Annotated in this window: 22 protein-coding genes; 8 read left to right on the forward strand and 14 right to left on the reverse strand. The window is 71.7% G+C overall.

Annotated elements, in window-relative coordinates:
* Positions 1-21: 21 nt before the first annotated feature.
* From DLJ53_RS05740 to DLJ53_RS05765, 6 genes are all read left to right on the forward strand, one after another.
* Positions 22-1,332: a TAXI family TRAP transporter solute-binding subunit gene (locus DLJ53_RS05740; protein WP_162408925.1), complete on the forward strand. Its 1,311-nt coding sequence runs from the start codon at positions 22-24 to the stop codon at positions 1,330-1,332.
* Between the two features lie 179 nt (positions 1,333-1,511).
* The gene (locus DLJ53_RS05745; protein WP_280525498.1) at positions 1,512-2,264 is read left to right on the forward strand and encodes a FadR/GntR family transcriptional regulator; all 753 of its coding nucleotides are present in this window, start codon (positions 1,512-1,514) and stop codon (positions 2,262-2,264) included.
* Positions 2,265-2,688: 424 nt separating this feature from the next.
* Positions 2,689-4,194, forward strand: a complete 1,506-nt coding sequence (locus DLJ53_RS05750; RefSeq protein ID WP_111343074.1) for an alkaline phosphatase — start codon at positions 2,689-2,691, stop codon at positions 4,192-4,194.
* A 191-nt stretch (positions 4,195-4,385) separates the two neighbouring features.
* Positions 4,386-4,832 (forward strand): bromodomain-containing protein, encoded by a 447-nt coding sequence (locus tag DLJ53_RS05755; RefSeq protein ID WP_111344121.1) that lies wholly within the window; start codon positions 4,386-4,388, stop codon positions 4,830-4,832.
* Between the two features lie 144 nt (positions 4,833-4,976).
* A complete protein-coding gene (locus DLJ53_RS05760) occupies positions 4,977-5,669 on the forward strand; it encodes an ATP-binding cassette domain-containing protein (RefSeq protein WP_111343076.1) in 693 nt (230 codons plus the stop codon).
* Complete coding sequence (locus tag DLJ53_RS05765; protein WP_244935009.1) at positions 5,662-7,080, forward strand: FtsX-like permease family protein; 1,419 nt, start codon at positions 5,662-5,664, stop codon at positions 7,078-7,080. The genes DLJ53_RS05760 and DLJ53_RS05765 overlap by 8 nt, the downstream gene beginning before the upstream one ends.
* 30 nt (positions 7,081-7,110) lie before the next feature.
* On the opposite strand, the gene DLJ53_RS05770 is transcribed toward DLJ53_RS05765, so the two are convergent.
* Positions 7,111-7,584: a TlpA family protein disulfide reductase gene (locus tag DLJ53_RS05770; protein ID WP_111343077.1), complete on the reverse strand. Its 474-nt coding sequence runs from the start codon at positions 7,582-7,584 to the stop codon at positions 7,111-7,113.
* Between the two features lie 216 nt (positions 7,585-7,800).
* On the opposite strand from DLJ53_RS05770, the gene DLJ53_RS05775 reads away from it, so the two are divergent.
* Together DLJ53_RS05775 and DLJ53_RS05780 are read left to right on the forward strand one after the other, a co-directional pair.
* Positions 7,801-8,571 (forward strand): AzlC family ABC transporter permease, encoded by a 771-nt coding sequence (locus DLJ53_RS05775; protein WP_111343079.1) that lies wholly within the window; start codon positions 7,801-7,803, stop codon positions 8,569-8,571.
* Entirely contained in the window at positions 8,568-8,858 is a 291-nt protein-coding gene (locus tag DLJ53_RS05780) for an AzlD domain-containing protein (protein ID WP_111343080.1), read from the forward strand. The genes DLJ53_RS05775 and DLJ53_RS05780 overlap by 4 nt, the downstream gene beginning before the upstream one ends.
* A 28-nt stretch (positions 8,859-8,886) precedes the next feature.
* Here DLJ53_RS05780 and DLJ53_RS05785 read toward each other — a convergent pair whose 3' ends face one another.
* From DLJ53_RS05785 to DLJ53_RS35110, 13 genes are all read right to left on the reverse strand, one after another.
* Positions 8,887-9,732: a cytochrome c gene (locus DLJ53_RS05785; RefSeq protein WP_111343082.1), complete on the reverse strand. Its 846-nt coding sequence runs from the start codon at positions 9,730-9,732 to the stop codon at positions 8,887-8,889.
* A 173-nt stretch (positions 9,733-9,905) separates the two neighbouring features.
* Entirely contained in the window at positions 9,906-10,850 is a 945-nt protein-coding gene (locus DLJ53_RS05790; RefSeq protein ID WP_111343083.1) for an ABC transporter permease, read from the reverse strand.
* A complete protein-coding gene (locus DLJ53_RS05795) occupies positions 10,847-11,896 on the reverse strand; it encodes an ABC transporter permease (RefSeq protein ID WP_111343085.1) in 1,050 nt (349 codons plus the stop codon). The genes DLJ53_RS05790 and DLJ53_RS05795 overlap by 4 nt, the downstream gene beginning before the upstream one ends.
* Before the next feature lie 24 nt (positions 11,897-11,920).
* On the reverse strand, positions 11,921-13,426 hold the full coding sequence (locus DLJ53_RS05800) for an ABC transporter ATP-binding protein (RefSeq protein WP_202913008.1): 1,506 nt from the start codon (positions 13,424-13,426) through the stop codon (positions 11,921-11,923).
* A gap of 5 nt (positions 13,427-13,431) precedes the next feature.
* On the reverse strand, positions 13,432-14,382 hold the full coding sequence (locus DLJ53_RS05805) for a BMP family protein (RefSeq protein ID WP_244935035.1): 951 nt from the start codon (positions 14,380-14,382) through the stop codon (positions 13,432-13,434).
* A 138-nt stretch (positions 14,383-14,520) separates the two neighbouring features.
* Positions 14,521-14,883: a VOC family protein gene (locus DLJ53_RS05810; RefSeq protein ID WP_111343088.1), complete on the reverse strand. Its 363-nt coding sequence runs from the start codon at positions 14,881-14,883 to the stop codon at positions 14,521-14,523.
* A gap of 63 nt (positions 14,884-14,946) precedes the next feature.
* The gene (locus DLJ53_RS05815; protein ID WP_111343090.1) at positions 14,947-15,618 is read right to left on the reverse strand and encodes a helix-turn-helix transcriptional regulator; all 672 of its coding nucleotides are present in this window, start codon (positions 15,616-15,618) and stop codon (positions 14,947-14,949) included.
* A gap of 45 nt (positions 15,619-15,663) precedes the next feature.
* Positions 15,664-16,950, reverse strand: a complete 1,287-nt coding sequence (locus DLJ53_RS05820) for an amidohydrolase family protein (RefSeq protein WP_111343091.1) — start codon at positions 16,948-16,950, stop codon at positions 15,664-15,666.
* 138 nt (positions 16,951-17,088) lie between these two features.
* Positions 17,089-17,868: a precorrin-4 C(11)-methyltransferase gene (cobM, locus tag DLJ53_RS05825; RefSeq protein WP_111343093.1), complete on the reverse strand. Its 780-nt coding sequence runs from the start codon at positions 17,866-17,868 to the stop codon at positions 17,089-17,091.
* A complete protein-coding gene (cobJ, locus tag DLJ53_RS05830; protein ID WP_111343094.1) occupies positions 17,865-20,351 on the reverse strand; it encodes a precorrin-3B C(17)-methyltransferase in 2,487 nt (828 codons plus the stop codon). The genes cobM and cobJ overlap by 4 nt, the downstream gene beginning before the upstream one ends.
* The gene (cbiE, locus tag DLJ53_RS05835) at positions 20,351-21,541 is read right to left on the reverse strand and encodes a precorrin-6y C5,15-methyltransferase (decarboxylating) subunit CbiE (RefSeq protein ID WP_162408929.1); all 1,191 of its coding nucleotides are present in this window, start codon (positions 21,539-21,541) and stop codon (positions 20,351-20,353) included. Before cbiE ends, cobJ begins: the two co-directional genes overlap by 1 nt.
* 37 nt (positions 21,542-21,578) lie before the next feature.
* Positions 21,579-23,402, reverse strand: a complete 1,824-nt coding sequence (locus DLJ53_RS36755; protein ID WP_483396334.1) for a precorrin-8X methylmutase — start codon at positions 23,400-23,402, stop codon at positions 21,579-21,581.
* Positions 23,399-23,575 carry a DUF6732 family protein gene (locus DLJ53_RS35110; RefSeq protein WP_162408931.1) on the reverse strand — a complete coding sequence of 59 codons (177 nt, stop codon included), beginning with the start codon at positions 23,573-23,575 and terminating at the stop codon, positions 23,399-23,401. Before DLJ53_RS35110 ends, DLJ53_RS36755 begins: the two co-directional genes overlap by 4 nt.
* Between the last annotated feature and the right edge of the window lie 140 nt (positions 23,576-23,715).

A 23,715-nucleotide genomic window follows, 5' to 3' on the forward strand; every position in this document is an offset into this window, starting at 1 on the left:
CTTCGAACCTCAAGGACGAGCATGATCAGCCGCCCCCTTCTGTATTCCCTCGTGGCGGTGCTGGCGCTGGCGATCGGCGGGGCCCTCGCGTGGTGGGAACTCGACACGGGCGGGCCGGCGACGCTGCGTCTCAGCGCGGGCACGTCGGGCGGGACCTATGCGGTGTTCGGCGAGGTCCTGGCGCGCTCGCTCGACCCCAGCGACGTGGCCGACATCGTCTCGATGCCGTCCGCCGGAGCGTCGCAGAACGCCAAGCGCATCCATGACGGGGAGGCCGATCTCGGGCTCATCCAGGGCGACACGCCGGTGGCCGGCAACGTCACCGTCATGGCCCGCCTCTTCCCCGAGGCGTTCCACCTCGTCGCCCGCGAAGGGGCCGGCATCGAGAGCGTGCACGACCTCAGGGGCAAGACGGTGGGCCTGATGCCGCCCGGTGCCGGGTCGAACGGGCTGTTCGACCGGCTCCTGGCGCACTACGAGGTGCCGCACGACTCCCTGACGATCATTCACGGCAGCCTGTCCGACCACGCCGAGTCGATCCGCAAGGGGGAGATCGACGCGTTCTTCATGGTCGTCGCGCTCGGCAACCAGACGATCCAGGACATCATCAAGTCGACGCCGACGCAGCTCGTGGCGATCGACCAGGCCGAGGCGATGGCGCTGTTCGATCCGGCGCTGGAGGCCAAGATGGTGCCGGTCGGCACCTACTCCGGCGACCGGCCGGTGCCGAACCGGCCGATCCCGGTGGTGTCGGTGCGCAGCCTGCTCGCGGTGGGGCGGCAGGTTCCGGAGGCCACCGTCGAGGCGGTGACCCGCGCGCTGTTCGAGCGGCGGCAGGCGATGGTGCGGCAGCTCCCGCAGGCGGCCTTCATCACCGCGCCGACGGAGGAGGAGCGCCTCGCCTTCGGTGTTCACCCCGGCGCGGACCGCTACTATCGCCAGGACGATCCGATCTTTATTGTCGAGTACGCCGAGCCGCTGGCGCTGGGCGTGACGGCGCTGGCGCTGCTGGCCTCGGGGCTGTGGCAGGCGCGGATCTGGCTCGCCAATGCACGCAAGAACCGCGCAGATCATTACAACCTTGAGATCGTCGAGCTCGTATCACGTATCGAGGAGGCAAAGAGCGACAGCGAATACGACCAGATCCGGCTCGACCTGTTTGCCCTGTTCGAGCGGGTAATCGTGGATCTCGATCTGGATCGGATCGAGGAGAAATCTCTTTTGTCTTTTTCGTTTGCTTGGCAGGCGGCGGCGTCGACTCTCAATCACCGCCAGCTTCTGCTACGTTCGGACCGTACGACCAGAGCGCCCGAGCCCTTGCCCGTCGTTTGACCAGAGTGTGCCTGAGTTGTATTATTTGAGGTGAAAAATTGACCGAAATTCGAAAGGGGTATGTTTTTTCCGTCTGTGTGTAGAACAATAGTGCATTCATCGCATTTTAGGTACATTGCTGGCATGCAATTGAGATTTCAGATGTCAATGGAATTGGTCCAAACATGACGCGGTTGGGGATGGCTGGCCGGTTCGGTTCGCCAGCGCCTCCCGGGGCAACTCTGCTGGTGGTCACGGTCGAGGCGATTGCGCGCCGGATCGTGACAGGGGAGGTGCCGGTTGGCGGTATCATCCCGAACGAGTCCGAGATCGTCGACGAGCTTGGCGTGTCGCGCACCGTGGTGCGGGAGGCGGTGCGCACGCTCGTCGCCAAGGGGATGCTTCGCACCCGCCGCCGCCTCGGAACCGAGGTGACGCCGGTCGACAGCTGGAGCCTCTTCGACCGCAGCGTGATCGATTGGCGCATCCGTTACGATCCTGACGACAAGGTCCTCGACGACCTGGTCGACTTCGTGATGGCGGTCGAGATCATCGCGTGCAACCGCTGCGCCGAGGACGCCTCGTTCGACCGCGCCGGCCTGCAGGCTGCCTTCAGGGCCATGGAGCAGGCGAACACCGCCGACCGGCTGCAGCTGGCCGAGGTGGAGTACGCGTACCACTCGCTGCTGATCGACGGCGCGAAGAACATGTTCTGCAGTCACGTCTACTCGGTGATCGAGACGGCGCTGACGACGTTCATCTCCCCGCTCTTCCTCGACGGCGCGAGCCATACCGAGGCGCTCAGCGACCACAGGGCGCTGACGAAGGCCATCGTCGACGGCGACACCAACGCCGCCCGCGCCGCCGTCGAGCAGCTGGGGCACCTGCGTCGCCGCAACCTGCGCCGCGCGCTCCGCTCCATGCGCACCGAGGACGGCGAGCGCATCGGCTGACGTTCCGGCGCCCGCCCCGCGGCGGGAGCGCGCCCGCGTCCGACGACGCGAGCGACGAGGGACCCGTGCGGGATCGCCTCACCCCGGCCGGCATGCCCCGGCACCGGGCCGCCTGATCCGGCAGCGGCTCCTTCGGGCCGGCACGTGACGGGGCCGGCGCCGGTCTGCACCGGGTCGCGATTGCGCGCGCGATGTACGGCGACCCGGATGCGGGTCCGGCCGGAACGGGTGGATGCGTGCGAAGCGTCGTGCCGATGGCGCAAGCCGATGGAGCGAGGGGAGCCCGCGACGGGCGGCGCAGGCGGACGTTGTGCATGCCCGGGAGCGAATGCCCCGCGTCCGGCATTTCCCGGCCATTTTGTGATCGAAATGTCATCTTACGGGTCTATGCGGCAGGCACATCGCTCGACCCCAAGAGGACGCAATGAAGACACTCGCGTTGGCCACCACGGCGATCGCGCTTGCGATCGGTGCCGCCGAGGCCCAGGACCTGCCGCAGGCCTTCAGCCAGTGGTTCACCGACGGCCAGACGACGCTGCAGCAGAAGCTCGCCCGTCAGCCGATCACCACCCCGGCGAAGAACGTCATCCTGTTCGTCGCCGACGGCATGGGCGTCGGCACCAACTACGCCATCCGCCTCTTTGCGGGTCAGCAGGAGGGCAAGCTCGGCTCCGAGCACGTCCTGCCGTACGAGGAATTCCCCTACCTCGCGCTGATCAAGACCTACAACGTCAACGCCCAGACGCCGGACTCCGCTCCGACGGCCGGTTCGATGAACACCGGCGTGAAGCAGGTCTTCAACACCATCAACCTCGCCCCCGAAGGCGCGGTGCATGACGACTGCGCCTCCGAGGAGGGCAACCGCCTCACCACCTTCGCCGAGATGATGACGGAGAAGGGCAAGTCGGTCGGCGTCGTCTCGACCGCCCGCATCACGCACGCCACTCCCGCGGCCGTCTACGCCAAGACCGCCAACCGCGACTGGGAAGGCGAGCTGCCCGAGGGCTGCAACAGCGCCAAGGACATCGCCACCCAGCTCTTCGACCAGATGCAGGCCGGTGTCGTCGACATCGCGCTCGGCGGTGGCCGCCGCTACTTCGTGCCGGAGGGCACCGAGACCGACGAGGGCGGCAAGGGCCGCCGCAAGGACGGCCGCAACCTCGTCACCGAGGCGAAGGACGCGGGCGCCCAGTACGCCTGGAACACCGAGACCTTCAAGGGGCTGAACCTCGACGGCACGACCCCGATCCTCGGCCTCTTCGAGGATTCGCACATGGCCTACGAGGCCGACCGCGCCCCCGAGGAGGAACCCTCCCTCGAGGACATGACCCGCGCCGCGATCGAGTACCTCGCCAACAACGATAACGGCTACTACCTCGAGATCGAGGCCGGCCGCGTCGACCACGGCAACCACGACGGCAACGCCTACCGCACGCTCACCGACGGCGTCGAGTTCGCCAAGGCCATCGCCGCCGCCGACGAGCTGACGAACGACGAGGACACCCTCATCATCGTCACCGCCGACCACGAGCACGCCATCGCGTTCAACGGCTATTGCGGCCGCGGCTCGCCGGTCCTCGGCCTCTGCTACAAGGTGAAGGCCGGCCAGATCGAGCACAGCGACGAGCCCAACCTCGGCGCCGACGGCAAGCCCTACACCGTCATCGGCTTCCTGAACGGCGCGGGCTCGGTCCTCGTGAAGCAGGAGGACGGCACCTACTCCGGCTCGCGTCCGGACCTCACCGAGGACGAGGCGCAGGACATCGACTACCTGCAGCAGGCGCTGATCCCGATGTCGTCCGAGACGCACTCGGGCGAGGACGTCGCGCTGTGGGCCAAGGGTCCGTTCGCGCACCTTTTCGACGGCACCGTGGAGCAGAACTACATCTTCCACGTGATGGACTACGCGGTCGAGGGAGCGGCGCAGTAAGCGCCGCCGGCTGACCCGGAGGGGCCGCCACGTCGGCCCTTCCTTCCATGCGGTCCCCCGTCGCGGCGACACGGCGGGAGCCGGCCGCAGCGACAAAAGGCGGCGCGGGACCGCCTTGCCACCGACGCCTCGCCGGCCGCACCATCGCGTACGGCAGGCTCGCCCACGCACGAGTTCGAAGGATGCGTATGATGGACCGCCGCACTTTCATCGCCGGTGCCTCCGCCGCCGCGCTGCTTCCGGCCCTTCCGCTCGCCACGCAGTCGCTGGCGCAGACGGAGGAGGTGACCGTCAGGCTCCGCGAGCTCTACAAGCGCAACGGCGACTTCACGAAGTATGCCACCGACCGGGCCGAGCAGCGGGTCAGCATCCGCGGCTTCATGGCCCCGCCGCTGAAGGCCGACGCGCGCTTCTTCGTCCTCACCAACCGCCCGATGGCGGTCTGCCCCTTCTGCGAGAGCTCGGTAGACTGGCCGGAGGACATCCTCGCCATCTACCTGAAGCGGGTCGTCGACGTGGTGCCGTTCAACGTGCCGATCATCGTGCGGGGCCGGCTGGAACTCGGCGAGTACACCGACCCCGACACCGGTTTCGTCTCCCGCGTGCGCCTCACCGATTCCAACTACGAGCGGGCCTGACACCCCGTCTCGGCCCCGCCCGGCCGCACGCGGGCGCCTTTGCCGCCGTCCGGCGGTCTGCCGGCGCGCGAGCGCGGCGCGGCGGTCCCGCCTGCGCCGGACGCCTCGCGCGGGCACCCTGACCTGAAACGACACGGGACGATCATGGGCCTACCGCTCGCCGTCTCCCAGTTGGTGGTGACCGCCGCCGACCGACGGCTTCTCGACATTCCGGACTTCACCGCGCGCTCGGGCGAGTGCGTCGGCATCAAGGGGCCATCGGGCGCGGGGAAATCGACCTTCCTCTACGCTCTGGCGGGCCTCCTGCCCAACGCGACCGGGAAGGTCGTGTGGGGCGAGGCTGACGTGCTGGCGCTCCGGGCCGGCGCACGGGCGCGCTTCCGGCGCGACTTCGTCGGCCTCGTCTTCCAGGACTTCCTGCTGTTCGAGGAGCTCGGAGCCGAGGCCAACGCCTCCATCGGCACAGCCTTCGCCCCCCGGCGCAGGCGCGACACGATGCGCAGGCGCTCGCGGCAGCACCTCGATGAGCTCGGCGTTCCCGCCGGCCGCCGTGCCGTCCGCACCTACTCGGGCGGGGAGCGCCAGCGCATCGCGCTCGCCCGCGCGCTGGCGGCCGATCCGGGCGTGATCCTCGCCGACGAGCCGACCGCGAGCCTCGACGCCGCCGCCAAGGGCCAGCTCATCGGCGACCTCGTCGGCGCCGCACGCTCCGGCGGCAAGACGCTGATCGCGGTCAGCCACGACACGGCGTTGCTGGACGCGATGGACCGGACGGTCACCGTCATGAACGGCGTCCTCCTCCCCAACGCGGCGCCAGCGGGGGCGGACCATGCTTGATCAGCTTCGCCCCTACTGGGATCAGGCGGTCCGGTTCGCCGGGCAGGCCGCCGACTGGGCCGCGTTCCAGGCCTCCCGGATGCCGGCCTACTGGGTCCAGCTGCGGGACTACTGGGACGGCCTCGCCCCGAACACGCAGGACGCGCTCCTCACTGCCGGACTGCTGGCGCCGGCGCTCCTCCTCGGCCTGATCCTGATCGCCGGGTTCCGGCCGTTCCCGCTGGTCGGGGCCATGCTGTGGCGCTTCCGGCTGACCAACGTCATGTTCGTGGCGCTGATCGCCGTCTCGGTCGGCATCGGCGTCGGCCTGATCGCGCAGGAGAGGGGGCTCAGGGCCGGGACGGCGCGGGCGGCGGACAAGTTCGACCTCGTCCTCGCCGCGCCGGGCAGCGAGATGACGATGCTGCTGGCCGCCGTCTACCTCCAGCCCGCCGACGTGCCGCTCCTCGACGGGAAGATCTATGAGGAGGTCGCCTCCGACGCGCGGGTCCGGATCGCCGCGCCGATCGCCTTCGGCGACAGCGTCGACGGGGCGCCGGTGGTCGGCACCACGCCGCGTTTCGTCGAGTACCTCGCCGGGACGCTCGCCGAGGGCCGCGTCTTCGCGGACGAGGCCGAGGCGGTGGTGGGCGCCAGCGTGCCGCTCGCCGTCGGCGACGAGTTCGAGCCCGCGCACGGCATGGGACCGGAGGCCGACGAGCATGCCCACGAGGAGGAGCACTTCCACGTCGTCGGCCGCATGGCGCCGACCGGCAGCCCGTGGGACCGCGCCGTCATGGTGCCCATCGAGGCGGTCTGGCACGTCCACGGCCTCTCGGACGGGCACGCCGAGGGTTGGGACGGCACCGTCGGCGAGCCGTTCGACGCGGCGGCCTTCCCCGGGACGCCGGCGATCATCGTGCGGGCGAACCAGCTCTGGGCGAACTACGCCCTGCGCGACGCATTCACCCGCGACGACGTGATGGCGTTCTTCCCCGGCGCGGTCCTGGCACAGCTTTACAGCCTCCTCGGCGACGTGCGGCAGGTGATGTCGCTGCTCGCGGTGGTGACCCAGGTGCTGGTGGCGGCGGGGGTGCTGACGGGGCTCGTCATCCTGACCCGGCTCTACGCGCAGCGGCTGGCGCTGCTGCGGGCGCTCGGCGCGCCGGTGCGCTTCGTGCTGGCGGTGGTCTGGTCCTACGCGGCGAGCCTGATCGCCCTCGGGGCGCTGGCCGGGCTCGCGGTCGGGTACGGCGCGACGGCGCTCCTGTCGCGCATGGTGACGGAGAAGACCGACATCCTCGTCACCGCCACGCTCGGCTGGCCGGAGGTGCATCTCGTCGCGGCGTTCGTCTCGCTGGCGATGCTCCTGGCGCTGCTGCCGGGGCTCGCCGCGCTGCCGCGCAACGTCGTCGGCGCCCTGCGCGGCTAGCGCCCGGTCGAATATCCCGGGCGGAACGGCTCAATCGGCAAGGCTGGCGGCGAGGTCCGCCACCCGGTCGGGGTCGGACCAGTCGATCGACCCTTCCACCTTCGCGGCGAGGGTGCCGTCGCCGGCGAGGAACACCGTCGCCGGGTAGGCGCGCACGCCGTAGGTGTCGCCCGGCGTCCCCTCGACCACGCGAAGCGTCTCGAGGTCGAGCCCCAGCCGGTCGGCGAGGAAGGCGCGCACGCTGTCGATGGAGCGGGTGTCGACCGACACGATGACGATGTGCGCGGCAAGGTCCGGCCGGTCCGCCATGAGGTCCGCCAGGCGGGGCAGCTCCGTCAGGCACGGCCCGCACCACGTGGCCCAGAAATGGACCGCCGCGGGCGCTGTCCCGGTGTGCGTGGCCAGCGGGGCGGCGGTGCCGGACGCGTCCTCCACGACGAGACCGTCCGCCAGCGCCGGAGCGGCGATGCAGGCTGACAGGAGAGCGGCTGCGAGCTTCATCATGGGAGGGGCCGATCGTGACGGTTTCGGAGGCGGCGCGGACGGCAGCCCGGGTCATGGCACGGCGGCCGCCCGGTGCCGCCGGTGGAGCGCCGTCCCAGCGGTTAGACGCGCGCGGCGGCCGGCGCAAGGTCCGTGCCTGCGGGGACGGCAGGCGCAAGATCCGGCGGCCACGGCCAGCCGCTTGCGGGGCGGGGGCGGCAGGTGTAGGTCGCTGAGGTGCCCCACTCCTTCTGGTCCTCCGTCCGGCGGGGGGCGGCCTACGGGCTGCCCGTCCTTACCGCGCTTGCGCCGCTTGCCGTCCTGTTCGGCGCGCTGGCGGTGGGCCGCGGCATGTCGCCGTTCGAGGCGACGGTCATGAGCGCGACGGTGTTCGCCGGCGCGGCCCAGTTCGTCGCCATCGACCTGTGGGGCCACTCCGCGCCGCTCTGGTCGATCCTCGTGTCGGTGCTGGCGATCAACTTCCGCCACCTCCTCTACTCGGCCGCCGTCACGCCGGTGATCCGCCATCTGCCCTGGCGCATCAAGATCCCGGCCTTCTTCGTGCTGATCGATCCGGCCTTCGCCTTCATCCAGGAGAACAAGCCGCGGCTCGACCTCGTGGCCTACTTCTCGCTCGGCATCTCGCTCTACATCGCCTGGGTCACGGCGACCGTGTTCGGCGTCCTCTTCGGCCAGCTCCTGTCCGACCCCGAGGCGTACGCGCTCGACATGCTGATGCCGATCTACTTCCTGGCGCTGGTCGTCTCGTTCCGTCATCGCCCGAACTGGGGCCTGACGGTGGTCGCGACGTTCGTCGTCTCCTCGCTGGTCTACAAGGCGCCGGAGTGGGGCGTGACCTTCCTCGGCCCGCCCTGGCACATCACGCTCGGCGGTCTCGGCGGGATGATCGCGGCGGCGATCGCCGCCCGGCCCGACCCGCCCGAGGTGTCCGAAGCCGCGGCGACCCCCGCTCCGATGAGCCCGAGAATCATGGATCCGGCGGAATGAGCGACACGATGGTCATGATCCTCGCCAGCGCCGCCGTGGCGTACGGCGCGCGGGTGACCGGATACCTCATCCTGTCGCGCTTCGAGCGGATCCACTTCCGCGTTGCCGCCGCGCTTGACGCGGTGCCGGCGGCGGTGATGACGACGCTGGTCGTCCCCGCCGCGATCAACGGCGGCTGGCGCGAGATCCTCGTGATCGCCGCCGCCGTGCTGGCGGCGATCCGGTTCGGGACCATGGCGACGGTGATCTTCTCCATGGTCGCGATCCTGGCCCTGCGCGCGGTCTGACGCGCCGAGCCCGCCCCGCGCCGGGCGGTCAGTGCGTCGACGGAACGGTGCGCAGGTAGGCGACCATCGCGGCGAGGTCGTCAGGCGAGATGCCGGCATAGAACGGGTAGCCCATCGGCGGCAGCAGGGCGCGACCGTCGCGCGAGACGCCGGCGGTGACGGCGCGCACGATCTCCTCGTCGGTCCATTCGCCGAGCCCGGCGTGCGGGTCGTTGGTGATGTTGGCCGAGATCGAGACGCCCCAGGGGCCCGGCAGGGGACGCCCGCCTGCGCCGATCGCCGGCGGCCCGTCGGCCTCCCAGTCGGTATGGCACTCCATGCAGTGCGCGATGGTGACGAGGTAGAAGCCCTTGCGCACCGGGTCGGCGCCCTGGTCCTCCTCCGCGATCGGCGCTTCGGCGCCGGGGAAGGCGGGCGGCGGATCGCCCGCGTATTCGGGCGCGGGGACCTTGCGGTCCACCGGCGGGAGCGTCCGCAGGTAGGCGACGATGGCGTCGAGGTCGCGCGGCGTCAGCACCTTGTAGAAGCTCGTCGGCATGATCGGCGCGAGGGCGCTGCCGTCCGGCCGCCGTCCCTCGACCAGGGCGCGCTTGATCTCCTCGTCGGACCATGAGCCGAGGCCGGTGTCGTGCGGCGTGAGGTTGGACGCGGTGACGTGGAAGCCCGGCGTGTCGAACTCGAGGCCGCCGGAGAGGGCTCGGCTCATGTCCGGCCCCTGCGGGCCCATCGGCGTATGGCAATTGCCGCAGGCCATGACGGTGTTGACGAGGTAGGCGCCGCGCTCGGTGAGGTCATCGGCAGCGGCGGGAGCGGTGGTGGAAGCAACGAAAAGTAGAGAAATGCAGGCGGTCAAAAACGTTACAATGTTGCCCATATGCGGGTCCTGATGAACGGATCGCCGCCCTTATCATGACCCGCGTTCGTTGGAACGATGACGATGCAATTCATGCGGGCAAGACACCGAGATGTGATAGACGCGCGATCCGCCCGTGATCGTGCCCGCAAGCGGGCCGGCGGCGGGCGCGGTGGCGCGCCGGGGGGCCGCCGTCAGCGTTCGCCGCGGCGGTAGGGCTGCATCAGCGCCTGCGGCACGCGGGCCCGCCGCGCCATCACCACCAGCGCCGCGATGGACAGGACGTACGGCATCATCAGGAAGAGCTGGTACGGCACCTCCTTGCCGAGCTGGGCCTGCAGGCGGAGCTGGTAGGCGTCGAACAGGGCGAAGAGGAGCGCGCCGAGGAGCGCCCGCCACGGCCGCCACATCGCGAACACCACCAGCGCGATGGAGACCCAGCCGCGCCCCTGCACCATCGTCGGGAAGAAGCTGTTGAACGCCGACAGGGTGAGGAAGGCGCCGCCGAGCGCCATCAGCGCGCTCCCGGCGACCACGGCGCCGATCCGCGTCGCGATCGGGTCGATGCCCTGCGCCTCGGCGGCGTGCGGGTTCTCGCCCGTCATGCGGATCGCGAGGCCGAGCGGCGTCGCGGCGAGCACGTAGGCGAGGATCGGCACCATCGCGAGCGCCAGGAAGGTCGGCGCCGTCTGCGCCGCGAGGAGCGGGCCGACAACGGGGACGTGGTCGAGCCACGCCCAGTCGACCGGCTGGAACGGCTCCACCGTCGGCGGCGTCCCCTGCACCGGGATCGCGAGGCGGAAGAGGTAGTAGGCGAGCGAGGACGCGAGCAGCGTGATGCCGAGGCCCGTCACGTGCTGCGAGAGCCCCAGCGGCACGGTCATCGCCGCATGGAGGAGACCGAAGAGCGCGCCGCAGGCCGCCGCGGCGAGCAGCCCCACCCAGAGGTTGGCGCCGCCGAACACCGTCAGCCACGCGATCATCGCGCCGAAGGTCATGATGCCCTCGATGCCGAGGTTGAGGACGCCCGACCGCTCGCACAGGAGCGCGCCGAGCGTGCCGAAGATGAGCGGCGTCGCGATGCGCAGCACCGCCTCCCAGAGGCCCGCCGAGGCGAGGACGTCGACGAAGACGTTCATCGGCGGATCCTGTAGGTGGTGAGGAGGAGGGCGACGAGCATCGTCAGCAGCGCGAGCGCCACCGTGACGTCGGCGATGAAGCTCGGCACGCCCATGGCGCGGCCCATCGAGTCGGCGCCCACGAAGATCGCCGCCGAGAAGATCGCCGCGCCGACGACGCCGACCGGCGACAGGTTGGCGAGCATCGCGACGATGATGCCGGCATAGCCGAAGCCGGGCGAGAGGTCGGTGGTCACGTAGCCCTTCACGCCCATCACCTCGATGGCGCCGGCGAGCCCGGCGAGGCCGCCCGAGAGCGCCGCCACCTTCAGGAGCGTCCTGCCCACCGGGACGCCGGCGAAGCGCGCCGCGGCGGGGTTGTGCCCTGTGGCCCGCGCCTCCAGCCCGAACACCGTGCGGGTCATGACGTACTGCACCACCACCGCCATCACGAGCGCCAGGATGAGGCCGGCATGGAGCCGCGAGCGCTCGACGAGGTGGGGGAGGGTGGCCGCGTCGTCGACCGGCACGGAGGCCGGCCAGCCGAAGGCCAGCGGGTCCTTCATCGGCCCCTCGATCATCATCGACACGAAGAGGAGGACGATGAAGTTGAGAAGCAGCGTCGTCACCACCTCGTCGACCGCGAAGCGGAGCCTGAGCGCCACCGGGAGCACGAGGAGCAGCGCCCCCGCGACGGCGCCCGCCGCGGCGACGACGAGCACCAGGAGCGGGGCCGGGAGGCCGAGCGGGTTCGTCGCCCCGACGGCGACGGCCGCGACGGCGCCGAGGTAGAGCTGCCCCTCCGCGCCGATGTTCCAGACCCGCGCGCGGAAGGCGACGGCCACGGCGAGACCGGTGAGGATCAGCGGCGTGGCGCGCGTCAGCGTCTCGGTGATGGCGAGGCGCGAGCCGAAGGCGCCGATGGCGATGCGCCGGAAGGCCTCCGGCACCGACGCGCCGGACAGCGCGATCAGGCCGCCCGACAGCACCAGCGCCACGGCGACCGCCGCGAGCGGCGCCGCCAGCATCAGCCACGCCGATTGTGTCTCACGCCGTTCAAGCCGCATGACGGCCTTTCCCTGGTTCGTCCGTCATGCCGCCTCGTGCCACTCGCCGGCCATCATCAGGCCGAGGCGCCTCGCGTCGAGCGTATCCGCCGGTGCCGGCGGCGACAGGCGGCCGCCGACGATGGCCTGTACCCGGTCGGCCAGCCCGAGCACCTCGTCGAGATCCTCCGAGATGAGGAGGACCCCCGCGCCCGCGCCGCGCGCGGCGAGGATCTCGCGGTGCACCTCGGCGATGGCGCCCTCGTCGAGCCCGCGCGTCGGCTGCGCCGCCACCAGGAGCTTCGGCCCCTCGATGAGGTTGCGGCCGAGGATGAGCTTCTGCAGGTTTCCGCCCGACAGCAGCGCCGCGCGGCCCCCGGCGCCGCCGCCCCGCACGTCGAACCGCTGCACGACCGCCGCGGTGTGCGCCTTCGAAGCGCCGCGCCGGACGATCCCGCGCGCGGCGAAGCGCGGATCGCGCACCCGCTCCAGGATCACGTTCTCCCACACCGTGAGCTCGCCCACCGCGCCCTCCGCGTGGCGGTCCTCCGGGATGCGTCCGACTCCGCGCCCGACCAGCGTCCGCGGGTCGGCGGCGGGCGCGCCCAGGATGGTGAGCTGGCCGGCGGACGGCCGCGCGAGCCCCGAGACCAGCGCCCCCAGCGCCGACTGGCCGTTGCCCGAGACGCCGACGATGGCGAGCGTCTCGCCCGCGCGGACCTCGAACGACACGTCGGCAAGCCGCCTGCGCCCGCCGGTCGTCACGCTGACGTCCCGCGCCTCGAGCACGACGCCGCCGACGTGCGCCTCGGTGTGGCGCGGCCGGGCGACGCGGCGGCCCACCATCAGCTCGGCGAGCTCCGCGCGTGACGTCGACGCGGGTGTTCGCTCGGCGACGAGCTTGCCCTGGCGCAGGACGACGATGCGGTCGGCCGCGCCCATCACCTCGCCCAGCTTGTGCGAGATGAAGATCAGCGACAGCCCCTCGCGCGCCATCGTCTTGAGCGTCGCGAACAGCGTCTCGGCCTCCGGCGCGGTCAGCACCGCGGTCGGCTCGTCGAGGATGAGGATGCGCGCATCGTTGTAGAGCGCCTTCAGGATCTCGACGCGCTGGCGCTCGCCGACGGAGAGGTCCGCGACCCGCGCGCCCGGGTCGACGGCGAGGCCGAACTTCTGCGCCAGCGCCGCGAGCTTCGCCCGCGCGTTCCGCCGCCGCCGCCGCAGCGCGAGGAGCGGCTCGGTCCCGGCGGTGACGTTCTCCAGCACCGTGAGGTTGGTCGCCAGCGCGAAGTGCTGGTGCACCATCCCCACGCCGGCGGCGATCGCGGCGCCCGGCCGCCCCGGCGGCAACGGTTCGCCGTCGACCAGGACACGGCCGGCGTCGGCCACGTAGTGACCGAACAGGATGTTCATCAGCGTCGTCTTGCCGGCGCCGTTCTCACCCAGAAGCGCGACGATCTCGCCGCGTTTCAGTTCGATGGTGATGTCGTCGTTGGCCAGGAACGACCCGAAGCGCTTGGTGATCGCTTCGAGCCTCAGGACGGGCGTCACGGATGTCAGGTCGGCTCGGAGAAGTCGATCGGCACCTCGAACTCGCCGGCCTTGATGGCCGCGCGCCGCTCTTCCATCGCCGCGACCGCGTCGGCCGGGACCATGTCCTCGACGAACGTGATGTCGTTGCCGCCGTGGACCATGAGAGAGAACGGCGTGTAGTTCTTGCCGACCGGGTTGCCGGCCTTCACGTCGTCCATCGCGGCGTTGAGGATCGGGCGGAAATACCACATCGCGTTGGCGAAGACGGTATCGGGGTAACGCTCGGAATAGTCGATCAGCGAGCCGATCGCCTTGATGCCCCGCTCCTTGGCCGCGTCCGCCGTGCCGATGCGCTCGCCGAAGAGGATGTCGGCGCCGGCGTCGATCTGCGCGAGGCCCGCCTCGCGCGCCTTCGGCGGGTCGAAGAAGGTGCCGATGAAGCCGATCAGGTGCTGCGCGTCCGGCCGCACGGCGTTGACGCCCTCGCGGAAGCCGTTGATCAGCATGTTGACCTCGGGGATCGGGATGGCGCCGACCGAGCCGAAGACGCCGCTCTCGCTCATCGGACCGGCGAGCATTCCGGCAAGATAGGCGGCCTCGTGGTTCCAGGTGCCGAAGGTGCCGAAGTTGGCGTCCGACGGATCGCCGGAGGAGCCCATCAGGAACGCCGTGTCGGGATAGTCCTGCGCCACCTTGCGGGCCTCGCGCTCCACCGCGTAGGCCTCGCCGACGATGAGGTCGGCGCCCTGGTCGGCGTACTCGCGCATCGCCCGCGGGTAGTCCGTCGCGGAGACGCCCTCGGAGAAGACGTACTCGATGACGCCTTCCTCGGCGGCGTCCAGCATCGCCTTGTGGAGGCGGGAGTTCCAGGCATTCTCGACTGGCGAGGCGTGGATGCCGGCGACCTTCAGCACCTCCTGGGCCCGGAGCCGCGCGGGCAGCACCAGCTCCGCGCCGACGGCGGCGCTCCCCATCAGAAACTGGCGACGCCCGACGACGAAGTTGGCCATAACGATCCCTTTGCCATTCTTTCGTGCAGGTTTGCGGGTTGCCTAGAACCGTGTCAACGGGGCCGCGAACCGATCCAGAGGCCGGTTCGCGGCGGGACGGCGCTACGCGGCGGGGGCGAAGACGCGGATCCGGTGCCCGTCCGGATCGGCGGCGACGAACGTTCGGCCGAAGCCCATGTCCGCCGGAGCGGCGAGGATGGCGATGCCGCGCGCGGCCCAGTCGTCGTGCATCGCGTCGACCTCGGCCGGGGTGTCCCGCCTGATCGACACCTCGGAGCCGCCCGCCGCCGCGGGTTCCGGCACGATCTCCTCGCGCGCCCAGAGGCCCAGCATGAAGCCGTGGCCCAGCGGGTAGAGCTTGAACGTCGGCATGTCCTGGACCGGATCGGCGCCGACGACGGAGTGCCAGAACGCGGCGGAGCGCTCCATCCGGGCGGTCGGCAGAAGGATGTAGGTGAGAGCCATGATGTCCTCCATGAGTGGCTGGGGACGAGATGGCAGGGCCCTGCTGACAGGATGCGGCAGCAGTCAGGCGTCGCGCACGCGCAGCCACTCGGCGTGGAGGGCGCGGCGCGGTCGGGGGAGGCGCTCCTCGGTCGGCTCGACCCGGGCGATCCGGTCGGCGCGGAAGTGGCGATAGGCGTTCCGCAGCTCGCACCAGGCGACGAGGATATGCGCTGAGTCGAAGTAGCCGACCGCCACGGGCCAGACGGTGCGCGCGGTGACGGCGCCGCCGGCGTCGCGGTAGTCGAGCCGCAACTTGGTCTGGCGGCGGATGGCGTCCCGCACGATGGCGAAGCCGTCGGAATGGCGCTCGCCGGGCGGGACGATGAGCGTCGTCGCCTCGAGCTCCTCGCGGGCATGCTCCGGGACGACGCCGGCGATCTTCTCTAGCGCGTTCTCGGCGGCGGCGGCGAGGTCCGTGTCGGCGCGGGCTGCGACCCAGCGGCTGCCGAGCACCAGCGCCTCGATCTCCGCGGAAGTGAACATCAGCGGCGGCACGGTGAAGCCGGGACGCAGGACGAAGCCGATGCCGGCCTCGCCGTCGATCCTCGCCCCCTGGGCGCGCAGGCCGTCGATGTCGCGGTAGAGCGTCCTGAGGCTGACGCCGAGCTCCTCCGCCAGCACCTGCCCCGTCACCGGGCGGCGCCGGCGCCGAAGCGCCTCGAGGAGAAGGAAGAGCCGGTGTGCGCGCGACATCGCCCCTTCATGCGCCAGCCGGGCCGTGTTGGCGAGTGCGGCGGTTCAGGCGGCCGGCGGGGCGTACCGCGCGGCGTCGACCGTCCCGGGGCGCCCGTCGATGGCGAGCCGGGAGACCCGGCGCGGCGTCTCCGCGATCACCTTGCCACGGCGCACCACGGCGAGCCGCGTCGCCTTGAGACGGATCGCCTCGACCGGGTCGCGTGCCTGCAGCACAACGAAGTCTGCCTTGCAGCCCGGGGCGAGGCCGTAGCCCTCGAGTCCCAGCGTGCGGGCCGAGTTGACCGTCACCGCCTCGAAGGCCTGCCGCATCGCCGCGGGGGAGGTCATCTGCGCGACGTGGACGGCCATGTGCGCGACCTCCAGCATGTCCGCGTTGCCGAGCGAGTACCACGGGTCCATCACGCAGTCGTGTCCGAACGAGACGGTGATGCCGGCGGCCATCAGCTCCGGCACGCGCGTCATACCGCGCCGCTTGGGGTAGGTGTCGTGCCGGCCCTGCAGGGTGATGTTGATGAGGGGGTTCGGGATCGCGTGCATCCCCGCCTCCGCCATCAGCGGGATCAGCTTGGAGACGTAGTAGTTGTCCATCGAGTGCATCGACGTCAGGTGCGAGCCCGCGACCCGGCCCTGAAGGCCGAACCGCACCGTCTCCGCCGCCAGGGTCTCGACGTGGCGCGACAGCGGGTCGTCGGTCTCGTCGCAGTGCATGTCGACGGGCAGGCCCTTCTCGGCCGCGATCCGGCACAGCGCCTCGACCGAGCGCGCCCCGTCCGCCATCGTGCGCTCGAAATGGGGGATGCCGCCGACGACGTCGACGCCCATGTCGATCGCCCGCGCCATCGCATCCTCGCCGCCCGGGGCGCGGTAGTAGCCGTCCTGCGGGAAGGCGACGACCTGCAGGTCGATGTAGTCGGCGATCAGCTCCTTCACCCTGAGAAGCGCCTCCACCGTGACGAGGCGCGGCTCGGAGATGTCGGCATGGGTGCGGATCGCCCCGATCCCCTGGGTCACCGCGAGGTCGCAGTAGCGCAGCGCCCGCTCGACGATGGCGTCGGCCGTCAGCATCGGCTTCAGCTCGCCCCACAGCGCGATGCCCTCCAGCAGCGTGCCGGACCGGTTGAGGCGCGGCAGGCCGAGCGAGAGCGTCGCGTCCATGTGGAAGTGCGGGTCGATGAACGGCGGTGTCACCAGGGAGCCGGCGGCGTCGATCGTCCTGCCCGCCTCCGCCGTGATTCCGGGCTCGACCGCGGCGATGAGGCCGTCTTTCACGGCGATGTCGGCGGTGCGGCCGTCGGGCAGGTTGGCGTCTTTGGCGATCAGGTCGAACATATCGGTCGGTCGGGCTCGGCAGTGAGGATCGACGCAACAATCGCGGCCCGGATCGCCCGGAGCAAGACGGGGCGGCCAAATCCCCCGCGGACCCGATCGACCCAGGCGCGGAGGCGGCGGCTGGCTCCGGCGCCGGCCTCAGGCGGACGGCTCGTGCCGCGGGGTCTTCTGGTTGCGGAAGAGGTGCCGGTGGGCGGGGTCGTAGAGCGCCGAGTCGGTGAAGGCGCCGGGGTCGAGGACGCGGCCCACCAGGATCAGCGCCGTGCGCGTCACCTTCGCGGCCCGCACCATCGCCGCGATGGTCCCGAGCGTGCCGCGGATGACCTCCTCGTCGGGCCAGGAGGCGCGCACCACCACCGCGACCGGACAGTCCGCGCCGTAGTGCGGCGTCAGCGTCTCGACGACGTGGCGCATGTTGCGCACCGACAGGTGGATCGCGAGCGTCGCGCCCGAGGCGCCGAGCGTCGCGAGGTCCTCCGCGTTCGGCATCGCCGAGGACTTCATCGCCGTGCGCGTCAGGATCACCGTCTGGGCGACGTCCGGCAGTGTCAGCTCGGTCTTGAGCGTCGCCGCTGCGGCGGCGAAGGCGGGGACGCCGGGGACAATGTCGTACGGGATGCCGGCGGCCTCCAGCCGGCGGATCTGCTCGCCGATGGCGCCGTAGAGGGAAGGGTCGCCGGAGTGGACACGCGCCACGTCCTGCCCCTTTGCGTGCGCCGCCTCCATCTCGCCCATGATCTCGTCGAGGTTCATCGACGCGGTGTCGATCACGCGCGCGCCCTCCGGCGCCTCGGCGACGACCGCCTCCGGCACCAGCGAGCCGGCGAAGAGGCAGACCGGCGAGGAGCGGATCAGGTTGAGCCCGCGCACGGTGATGAGGTCGGGGGCGCCGGGTCCGGCGCCGATGAAGTGGATCATGTCACCTCGTAGCCGCGCGGGGTGTAGACGAGCGTCCTGCCGTCGCCGCGCGTGAACTTCTTCGTGGTGGAGGCGCCGATGATGACGGTCGACAGCATGTCGACATCGTCGGGGTCGATCTCGGCGAGGGTGGTGATGCGGATCGCCTCCTCCGGCCGGCCGACGCTGGTCGCCAGGATGACGGGCGTGTCGGCGGGGCGCGAGCCGCGGAAGATCTCGAGCGCCCGTTCGAGCTGCGTCGTGCGGCGGCGCGAGCGCGGATTGTAGAGCGCCACCGCGAAGTCGGACGCGGCGGTCGCCATCAGGCGCCGGGCGATGGACGGCCAGGGCGTCAGGAGGTCCGACAGGGAGATGAACGCGAAGTCGTGGCCGAGCGGCGCGCCGGTCCGGGCCGCGGCGGCCTGCGCGGCGGAGACGCCCGGCACGACGGCGACGTCGACGCGCTTCGCCGCGTCGGAGATCTCGCCCGTGTCGAGGAGCTCCATGGCGAGCGTCGCCATCGCGTAGATACCGGGGTCGCCGGAGGAGATGAGGGCGACGTTGCGTCCCTCGCCGGCGAGCTCCAGGGCGAAGCGCACCCGCTCGGTCTCGTCGCCGAGGGGAAAGTCGTGCCGGGACTGTCGGCCGCGCAGATCCTCGACCAGGTCGAGGTAGAGCGTGTAGCCGACGAACGCCTCGGACGCGGCGAGGGCGGCGACGCAGTCGCCCGTGCGCCAGAGCTTGGTGCCCGGACCGATGCCGACGACGGTGAGCCGGCCGCGCGCGCGGCCGATGCGCTCCACCGGGCCGATCGGCTCCGGCGCCTCGGCGAGGGCGAGGGTGAGGCCGCTGCGCACGCGCTTGGGCAGGATCAGCCGCGCCGCGGGGCCGGCGGCGGCGAGCGCGGCCGCTTCGGCGACGCCGGAGATGCCGACGGCGGTGCGGACCGCGTCGGACGGCGTCGCGAGGCGGTGGTCCTCGGCGGCGAGCGCCTCCCGGGTGAAGACGCGGAAGGGCACGTTGAAGGCGTCGGCGACCGCGTGGAGCGCCGCCTCGTCGGCCTTGAGGTCGAGGCTGACGACGCAGGCGAGGGCGCGCGGGTCGAGCACCGCCTCCGCCAGAACCTCGATCGCCGAGCTGACCGCCACCTCGGGATCGACGCCGCGCTCGGACCCCATGCCGAGCGCGACGGAGCGCGGCACGTAGGTGGGGACCGTCGTGGTGTGCTCGTCGAGCCGGGTGGCCGCGCGCACGGCGTTCTCCCCGCGCGGCAGGGCGGCGAGGAAGGGAACGTCCGTCGCGACGCCCTCGCCCGCGGCGAGCGCGGCGGCGAGCGCCTTGAACGGCCCCGGATCGGCGACGGACCAGCCCGTCGGCGGGTCGTCGAGGGCGATGCCGTGGCGCGTGTCCGAGAGGGCCGTCACGGTCGTGCGCACGCCGAACTCGGCGGCGAGCGCGTCGGCCATGCGCATCCCGCCGCGGTGGGCGCCGAGGAGCGGAACCACGGCGCTGCCGTCATCGGCGACGGCGACGACCGGCGGCTCGACGGTCTTGTCGGTCACGAGCGGGGCGACGCTGCGGATGAGGATCCCCGCCGCGCACACGCCGACGACCGACGTCCCCGAGGCGAAGAGGTCGGCGATGTGATGCGTCGCGGCGTCGAAGGTCACGTCGACGTCGACGGGCGCGATCCGCTTCACGTAGCCGTGGAGGCGGACCGGGCGGCCCGTGGCCTGGATCGCGGCCTTGGCGCGGCGCCCCGTCTCGAGGCCGGAGGGGCCGAGGACCACGACGGCGACCTCGTCCGTCACGGTGCGTTCGGTCTCCAGCGTCACGGCCGGGACGAGGATGGTCGAGAAGTAGGGCTTCACGCCCGCTTCCGCCTTCTCCAGCGGTTCGATGCGCTGGTCCGCGGCTGTGGCGCGGACGACGAGGGTCCCGGTGCGGCCGGCGTTGCGCACCAGCGCGGCAACGGCGTCGAAGTGCCGGCCCACCTTGTAGAGCACGACGGCGCCGGGAGCGGCGAGGGTGCGCCGCAGGAGGGCGATGTCGGCGGTCGACGGCAGGATCGTGAGCGGCGTCTCGCCTCGCACCAGCGACATCCCGGCGACGGCGGCGGCCGCGGTCGCGGCGGTGACGCCCGGCACGACCTCGATATTGACCCGCCCGGCGAGGCGGGCGGTGATCGACGCGGCGCTGCCGTAGAGCATCGGGTCGCCCTCGCACAGGAGGACGACCGAGCGGCCGCGGTCGAGGTGGCCCTCGATATCGTCCGCCGCGAGGTCGTAGGCGGCCTCGGCCGCGCCGTCGTTGCTCATCGGCACCGCGAAGGGCAGGTGCGTGGCGTTCTGCGTGTGGGCGGCTGCGATCCTTGCGGCGAAGCTTCCGGTGCTCGTCTCCGGATAGGCGACGACGTCCGCCGCTTCGATCACCCGGGCCGCCTTGAGGGTCATGAGCTCCGGATCACCCGGACCGACCCCGACGACTGTTAACGTCCCACGCATCACTTGACCGCTCGCCACTGGAGGACCGGCATCGCCGGCTTGAGCGCCATCAGACCGCCTATCGGCGCCGAATGCGACAACGCGATACGTGTAATCGTCCCGCCAAAGGTCGCATGTCGCGCGATGGTTGCGGCTTCTCCCGCAAGGGTTACGGCGTTGGTGACAAAGACGCCTCCGGCGGGGAGCGCGTCCCACAGCGCCGCGAACAGCGCATCATCCGCGACGGCCCCGCCCATGAAGACGTGCGTCGGCGGCGTGGCGCCGGCGATGGCGGCGTGCGCATCGCCCTCGCGCACCGCAGCGACGGTCCGGGTGGCGGCGAGGTTGGCGCGGATCGCGGCGATGCGGCCGGGGTGGCGCTCGAACAGCGTCGCGGTGCCGCCGGCGCGGCACCAGTCGATGGCGACCGCGCCCGACCCGGCGCCGATGTCCCACAGGTGCCCCGAGTGGGTGCCTCCATGGGGGATCCCGAGCGCGGCGATGGTCAGGAGGCGGATCTCGTCACGCGTGACGCAGCCGTCGTGCTCGAGGTCGTCGACGCGGACGGGCGACGGACCGCCGCGGCATTCGACGGCGAAGACGTTGAGCGGGTGGGCGTCCGGCCCCGCGGCGTCGGCGGCGAGGTCGGCCGCCGTGGTGCGGACCACGGCCTCTTCCGGCCCGCCGAGGGCCTCGAGGATCGCGACCGGGCTCTCGCCGTATCCCGCGCCGGCGAGAGCCGTGGCGATGGCCTTCGGCGCGGTGCCGTCGCGGGTGAGGGCGAGGATCCGCCGGCCCGGGACGGCGGACGACAGGATGTCCCGGGGCGGCGCGGTGTGCAGCGAGATCTGGGTCACGCCGTCGAGCGGCCAGCGCAGGGCCGCCGCCGCGAGGGAGAAGGCGGAGGGGGCGGGGTGGATGGTCATTTCGTCCGGAGCGAGGTCCCGCAGGAGGGTGGCGGCGATGCCGTGGAGGAGGGGGTCGCCGCTCGCCAGCACCGTCGTCGCCCGGCCGCGGCGATCGAGGAGCGCCGCGACGCCGTCGGCGAACGGGCGGGGCCAGGGGCGGCGGCGGGCGTCATCGATGCCGGCCGCCACGAGGAGGCGTTCCGGCCCGAAGACGGCCTCGGCCTGCAGCGCGTCACGCGGCGCGCCGGGGGCGAGCGCCCCCGACGGCAGGCAGCCGATCACGGTGAGCCACGGCTGGGTCACGTCGGACCCACCGGGCGGCGGGTCGCGGCGGATCCCGTCATGCGCCCTCGAGCTGGACTGTCGCGTTGGCGGCGGCGTTGACCGCTGCCCCGGCCATGGCCGATCCGCCCCGCCGCCCCTTCACCGTGGCGAAGGGGAAGGTCGCCATTGCGGCGAGCGCGGCCTTCGACTCCGCCGCGCCGACGAAGCCGACGGGGAAGCCGTAGACGGCGGCGGGCCGGGCACCCTGCCGGATGAGCTCCAGTAGCTCGAAGAGCGCCGTCGGAGCGTTGCCGATCACCACGACCGCGCCGTCTAGGTCGGCGGCGGCGCGGCGGATGGCGATCGCCGAGCGGGTGGTGCCGGCGGCCTTCGCCTCGGCCGGCGTCTCGGGGTCGTTGATGTGACAGCGCACCTGTTCCGGCGGCACGAAGCGCGCCGAGATCGCGAACCGGGTCATCTCGGTGTCGACGATGACGGGCCGTCCGGCGGCGAGCGCCCGCTGCGTCGCCTCGATGACCGGGCCGGAGACGATGATGTCGCCGAGGATCCCGGTGTCGCCGGCGGCGTGGACGATGCGCTCCGCGACGGGCGCCGCGGCGCCGAAGCGCGACAGGTCCGCCTCGGTGCGGATGATCGCGAAGGACTGCGCCGTGATCGCCTCGGGATCGCGCTCGTAGGCGTAGGCGCCGGCGGTCACGACGCTCACGGGGCCCAGCGGGTGCGCCTCGTGCGGGTAGCGCGGATGGTGGTGGCCGTGGTCGTGCCCGTGGTGGTCGTGGCCGTGGCCCTTGTGGCCGTGCTCGTGGTCATGGTCGTGGTGACCATGCCCGTGACCGTCGTGGGCGTGCCCGTGGGAATGGGCGTGCCGATGGTCGTCGGCGTGGGGCGTGTCGCCGTGATGGTGATGGTCGTGCTGGACGGGCGTCAGGACGCGGCAGGCGCCGGTACAGAAGGTGTCGCAGAGCCGGCACGTCTCGACCGATGCGCCCGGGGCGGACGCACCCATGCCCTCGACGTGGTGGTGGTGGCTTTCCTGCGGGGCGCCCACCTCGGCCTCGAAGCCGAGCACCTGCACGCGGTACTTGCACATGCCGCAGTTCATCGCCGCCGGCCCGTCGAGGAGCTCCGTCACGCGCTCGGCGAACGTGTCGATCACGGCCGGATGGTCGCCGAGGTAGGCGGCCTTGGCGAAGGCGATCTCCGGATGCCGCGCGGCCACCGTGTCGGTGAAGCCGTAGATGCGGTCGATCAGCACGCCGGAGAACAGGAAATAGGGGAAGACGACGACGCGCTTGAAGCCGAGCCGCGTGACCTTCTCGAGGCATGGCTCGACCAGCGGGAAGGTCACGCCGGAATAGGCCGTCTCGCACCAGCCGAAGCCGAAGCCCTCCCACAGGAGGCGCGCGACCTTCGCGACGTTGGCGTTGGCGTCCGGGTCCGACGCGCCGCGGCCGACGACGACGAGGCAGGTGTCCGAGGCCGGCGCCGGGCCGTGGGCCGCGTCGAGCGCCTCGACGGCGGCGCGAACGCGGTCGCCCGCGGCGCGCAGCATCCGCGCGTCGACGCCGAGCTCGCGCCCGTAGTCGATCCTGAGGCCGTTCGCGGCGGCGTAGGTGTTGAGGACGCTCGGAATGTCGTTCTTCGCGTGCATCGCCGCGAAGAGCATGCCCGGGACGGCGAGGATGCGCGAGACGCCAGCGTCCCTCAGCGCATCGAGCCCGTCCCGGATCACCGGATTGGCGAACTCCAGATACCCATACTCGACCGGCCAGTCCGGAAAGCGGCCCTTGAGCGCTGCGGCGACCGTCGCGAACTCGGTCACCGCGCTCCTGGACCGGGAGCCATGGCCGCAGACCATGACCCCGATACGCTCACTCACCGAAACTTCACCACCGCGACGACGGCAACGGCAAGGACGGCGACGACGGCGATGACCGCGCCGAGCGGGTCGACGGCGTGCGTGTGGCCGTCGGCGAGGGCGGTGTGGCCCGGGTGGGCGTAGGCGGCGGAGGTGGCGAGGAGGGTGGCGAGTCCGGTCGTCAGGGTGCGCATGTCGTCTCCGATTTGTGAGGCGCGCACCGGGATTGTGGGGGGATCCCGCCTTACGGCAGCCGTGGATCTGGCCCCCGGGTTGGGTCGGCCGCACCGCGATCGCTTTCAGTTCCTCCACGGAACGCTGCGCTCAAGGAGCT

Source organism: Acuticoccus sediminis (genome assembly GCF_003258595.1).
GTDB lineage: Bacteria > Pseudomonadota > Alphaproteobacteria > Rhizobiales > Amorphaceae > Acuticoccus > Acuticoccus sediminis.